The organism is Microcystis sp. LE19-41.2A, from assembly GCF_027530405.1.
GTDB lineage: Bacteria > Cyanobacteriota > Cyanobacteriia > Cyanobacteriales > Microcystaceae > Microcystis > Microcystis aeruginosa.
This window is the reverse complement of record NZ_JAPZQJ010000076.1, coordinates 1-5294: the sequence shown is the minus strand read 5'-3', so window position 1 is coordinate 5294 and position 5294 is coordinate 1. Positions and strand designations below refer to the sequence as shown.

2 protein-coding genes and 1 pseudogene are annotated in these 5294 nt (G+C 49.0%); 2 read left to right on the top strand and 1 reads right to left on the bottom strand.

The window, feature by feature from the left end:
• A pseudogene (locus tag O9290_RS03240) lies at positions 1–136 on the bottom strand (Uma2 family endonuclease); the annotation flags it as partial.
• A 276-nt stretch (positions 137–412) separates the two neighbouring features.
• On the opposite strand from O9290_RS03240, the gene O9290_RS03235 reads away from it, so the two are divergent.
• Both O9290_RS03235 and O9290_RS03230 read left to right on the top strand, forming a co-directional pair.
• Positions 413–883: a DUF29 domain-containing protein gene (locus O9290_RS03235; protein WP_002761788.1), complete on the top strand. Its 471-nt coding sequence runs from the start codon at positions 413–415 to the stop codon at positions 881–883.
• A gap of 54 nt (positions 884–937) precedes the next feature.
• Entirely contained in the window at positions 938–5110 is a 4173-nt protein-coding gene (locus tag O9290_RS03230; protein WP_288056902.1) for a DEAD/DEAH box helicase, read from the top strand.
• The last annotated feature ends 184 nt before the right edge of the window (positions 5111–5294 follow it).

Sequence of the window (5294 nt, the reverse complement as noted above, 5' to 3'; positions counted from 1 at the left end):
GAGAAGTGGCAAAAAGAATCTCAAGATTTTCTTTGATTTTCACGATCCATTCGTATTGTTCGGTATTATCGGCCATGGGTTTACCGTCACTGTCGGGGTATTCAATATCTGGATCAATAGCTGGTGTAAAGGTCATAATTTATACTCTGAGGTTATTTGTCTGAAAATTAAATTCTAGCAGCGACGTTATCTTTCCCCTCTAGTCCCAAAATAACATCGCCAATAAGGTTGATCAAAATGTTTGTGTACTTTTGTTAAAAAGAAAAAGTTTTCTTGATAAAAAGAACAACTTGTGCTAGTGAATAAATCTCTAACTTGGCAAAAATTCCCCAGACTAGAAGCTGATCGAGGATAGCGATCGAGAGTTATAATCGAGCCATTACCCCGCGCTCCCAGTCGGGATGAGAAATCTATGATGACCGCTCTCTACGAAGAAGATTTTGTTCTCTGGACAGAAAAAACCGCCCAACTGTTAAAGCGAAAAGAGTTTGACAGGGTGGACTGGGAAAACCTGATCGAGGAAGTAGAGTGCATGGGAAAAAGCGAGAGACAGGCAATAACGAGTTTATTAACCGTTTTAATCGAACACTTGCTCAAACTATCCTATTGGGAATCGGAAAAAGAACGGAATGCCCGTCACTGGATAGTGGAGATCGCGGCTTTCCGAGCGCAATTAGAACAAAAAATAGATAGTGCCACCCTCGTCAACCATGCCCGCGATTCTTGGGAAAAAGCCTATTTAACCGCCAGAAAATCCCTGATTAACGCACGGATAGTCGATAAAAATGCGATTCCCCTAGAGTCTATATTCACTCTCCAACAGGTATTAGACGGGGATTGGTTCCCGATCGATATCGAACCTTTTTTGGAAACCCGTCCATAAATTGCAGTCATATCCCCGCAAAAAGATTAGGATTATCAGCGAATATAACCGAATATGAAAGATATCGAGCAAATACGCCGCCAACTCATCGAACGCTACCAACAATTATCGGCACTCGATCAGGTGATCGTCCGTCTTTTTTCCCTAATCTATGAACCGATCGCCCGCAGCACTTTTCTAGACTGTTTAAATCAAGCTCATTACCGCGACGAGAACAACCGGCGATTTAACGGCCAAACCCTGAAATCCCATTTAGATATCCTCCTAGAAGCGGAAGTGATCACCCAGGACAAAGGCTACGGGCCGCGCTGTCATCCCCTCCTCGTCGAGATTGCCAGCCGTGATAGCGTTAGTAAGGGAGAATTCAAGCGTTTTGCCGAGATTATCAAGGCAAAACTGGCGCAACCCCGGACTCGTTGGGATGAAAGCCTAGTTTTTCAGGGACAAGAGCAATTAATCCGAGAAATACGTCTGGCCATCTATCGTCAGGATTTCGACTCGATCGAACAACAAATCGCCGATTATCAGAAAACCAGCTATTCTTCCTCAAAAACCAGCCTAGAAGACCTTCTCATCCTCATCTACGATAACCCCTTCGATGGGGATTGGTTACGGACGCAACCGACCAAATTTCAAGCCCTAGCACTAAATAGCATTCTTGTCAAGGCTTTTGAAAAAATAACTCGCGCCGATGGGGCTTTTTCCCTCCTAGAAGAACTCTGTCAAGACCAGACCAGTGTTTCCGAAGCCCATTTGTGGCTCGAACAGGCGATCATCCGAGGACAATACGATAAGGTGCGTCGGTATCTCGATCGCCCCTTCCCGGAAAGCCAAGCAGCAGAAATCGGGGCGATACGGGGTTGGATTGCCTTTCTAGGCGGGGAAAACAGCAAAGCGATCCAAGAATATACCTTCGCCCTTAAAGCCCTAAAAAAAGCCAAAGGAAAACAAAAAATCTATTTTTCTTCGATTAGCGGCTTCTCCTTTATTTTCGCCCTCCTCAAAGAAGGAACCCCCGAACGTCTCGCCGAAGCCGCCAGCTATACCAGTTGGGTGGCGCGTCAAAACGATCATCCTTTCCGCCCTATCTATGCCCGTCTGGAAAAAATCATCGCTGCCCGTCAGGGAGATATGCAGGCCAAAGACGCAATCATCGACGCGACGATCAATCCCTACCAAATGGGCCAGGGTCTAGAGACTCTTATCTGTAGTATCTGTCTCTACTGGATGAGCAGCGACATCGCTAAAAAACATCTGCCCCGCCTACTCTTGCCCCTCTACAAAGATGCCAAGGCGGCCGGCTACCATTGGTTAGCCCTAGAAACCGGGGCCCTACTGTCCCGACTCGATCGAGCGCCGGAAGCGGAGGTGGTTATAAAATGGCATCTCCCTTCCCCCCTAGTAGATGCGATCGAACCCCAAGAAGCTTGGCAACTGTGCCTGAATGCCTTGACTAATCTGTGCGCGCCAACACCAACCCCGGGTAAATCTAACCCCGTCGTCCGCCTTGCGTGGTTTCTCACTATCCATTCCGAGGATTATTTCCTGCAACCAAAAGAACAGAAACTCGACGCGCGGGGTAATTGGAGTCGTGGCCGTCCCGTCTCCCTGAAACGTCTGCGAAAAACCGGGGAAATTGACTATTTAACCCCGCAAGACCTGAAAATTTGCGCCCATATCTTCGTGGAATCCAGTTACTATGGCCAGAACGAGTATCACTTTGAGTACCGGGCCATTATCGAACTGATCGGTCATCCCCTGGTGTTTTGGGAAGATTCCCCCAGAACGCGGGTAGAAATCGTCGCCGGGGAACCGGAATTGCGAGTAAGTAAGGAAAAATCGGGTAAATTAATCCTCTCTTTACTGCCCGATCTCAGCGATCACCAAGAAGTGCTGATTTGGAAAGAAACCCCCACTCGCGTTAAGGTAATCGAAGTCAAGCCAGAACACCGAAGCATCGCCGACATTATCGGCAAAAGCAACCGCCTAGAAGTCCCCGACAAGGGCCGGGAAAAAGTGCTGGCCGCGATCAATTCCCTCTCCGGGATGGTGACAGTACATTCCGATATCGGCGGAGGAAAAGCAGCCCGGTCAGTGGCGGCCGATAGTCAACCCCGGATTCATCTCTTACCGGCTGGGGAGGGTCTAAAAGTGGCGGTTCTCAGCCGTCCTTTTGGGGCAGCCGGTCCCTATTTCCAGCCTGGAAAAGGGGGGGAAACAGTGATCGCCGAGATCGAGGGGGAACGGCTGCAAACAACTAGGGATTTGGCCCTGGAGAAAAAACTGGCACAAACGGCGATCGATTCTTGTCCGATCCTGATCAGTTTCGAGGAAGAAAATGGGGAATGGCGGCTAGAAAATCCAGAGGATTGTCTAGATCTACTGCTGGAATTGCGGGAATTAAACGATAGCGTCCTTGTGGAATGGCCGGAAGGGGAAAAATGGCGGGTGTCGCGTCAGCTTCGATTACAAGACCTACACCTAAATATCCACAGTCAACGGGATTGGTTTGCCGTCAGTGGGGAACTGCACCTAGAGGAGAAATCGGTGCTGAGTATGCAGGAGTTGATGAAACTGCTAGAGGGATCGCCGGGGCGGTTTATTCCCCTCGGAGATGGTCAATTTCTCGCCCTAACCGAGGCATTTCGGGAACGGTTACAGGAAATGCGCGCTTTCTCGGAAAAGTCCGGCGACGGTTTGCGGTTTCATCCCTTCGCTGCCCCGATGCTCTCGGAACTCAGCGAGGAAGTGGGACAACTCAAGGCCGATAAACGTTGGCGCGATAATTTACAACGCTTTCAGGAGAGTCAGGATTTTACTCCAGAAGTCCCCTCAACTCTACAGGCAGAATTGCGCGACTATCAATTGGAAGGCTTTCGCTGGTTAGCTAGGCTGGCCCGGTGGGGGGCTGGGGCCTGTTTGGCCGATGATATGGGATTAGGGAAAACTTTACAGGCCCTAGCAGTGATCCTTACCCGCGCCTCGGAGGGACCGACTTTAGCGATCGCCCCTACTTCAGTATGTTTGAACTGGATTAGTGAGGCGGAAAGGTTCGCACCCACCTTAAATATCATCCAATTGGGAACAGGCGATCGGCAAGCACTACTCGATCGACTGCAACCTTTTGATCTGTTGGTGTGTAGCTATGGGTTATTACAGCAGGAAGAAGTGGCTACCATGTTGGCCGGGGTGGAATGGCGGACAATCGTTCTCGATGAGGCCCAAGCGATTAAGAATTTCTCCACCAAGCGATCGAAAGCAGCGATGAATCTGCGGGGGGATTTTAAACTAATCACCACGGGAACACCGATCGAGAATCATTTAGGGGAATTATGGAATCTTTTCCGTTTTATTAACCCCGGATTGTTGGGTTCCTTGGAAAGTTTTGATCGCCGTTTCGCCACCCCGATCGAAAAATACGGCGATAAAACCGCTCGCGAACAGTTAAAAAAACTGGTGCGGCCTTTCCTTCTCCGGCGCACCAAAAACCAAGTTCTGGCGGAATTACCGCCGCGTACCGAGATTTTAGTCCCGATCGAGTTAAGCGTCGAGGAGAAGGCGTTTTACGAGGCCTTACGGCGGCGTGCTTTGGAGAAATTAAGCGAGAGTGACAGCACCGCTGGGGCAAAACATCTCCAGGTACTGGCAGAGATCATGAAATTACGCCGGGCCTGCTGTCACCCGCAGTTAGTGGCTCCAGATTTGGATTTAGCCGGCTCGAAATTGTCCCGTTTCGGGGAAATTCTGGATGATTTATTGGACAATCAGCATAAAGCGTTGGTATTTAGTCAATTTGTCGATCATTTAGCGATTGTCCGCAGTTATCTCGAGCAAAGACAGATAAAATATCAATACCTCGATGGTAGTACCCCTGCTGGCGATCGGCAGAAACAGGTGAAAGCCTTTCAAGCGGGGGAAGGGGACGTATTTTTAATTAGTTTAAAAGCTGGGGGGACAGGATTAAATCTCACCGCGGCCGATTATGTTATCCATCTTGATCCCTGGTGGAATCCCGCAGTGGAGGATCAGGCTTCCGATCGCGCTCACCGCATCGGCCAAAAACGTCCGGTGACGATTTATCGCTTAGTGGCCAAGGATACGATCGAGGAAAAAATTGTCGATCTGCACCACCATAAACGCGATCTCGCCGATAGTTTATTGGAGGGAACCGACGCCAGCGGCAAGCTATCCACTGACGAATTATTGCGCTTAATGGCCGAGGGATAGTAGGACTGCATGGGAGAGGGGAAAGTCTGAGCTTTTGTACTAATATTTAGGGTTTGCTGAATAATGGTAAAACCCTTTTAAAATAAAGCTTTTGACCTGTTAAAGTCCGATGTTCATGCTGCGAAAATAGGATTGGGACGTTCAAAAACCTTGCATTATCCTTCTTGTAGTACATCGCTTGGTA

Excerpts from the sequence above, each read along its gene's own strand:
- O9290_RS03235 (WP_002761788.1), top strand. The coding sequence starts at position 413 with ATGATGACCGCTCTCTACGAAGAAGATTTTGTTCTCTGGACAGAAAAA.
- O9290_RS03230 (WP_288056902.1), top strand. The coding sequence starts at position 938 with ATGAAAGATATCGAGCAAATACGCCGCCAACTCATCGAACGCTACCAA.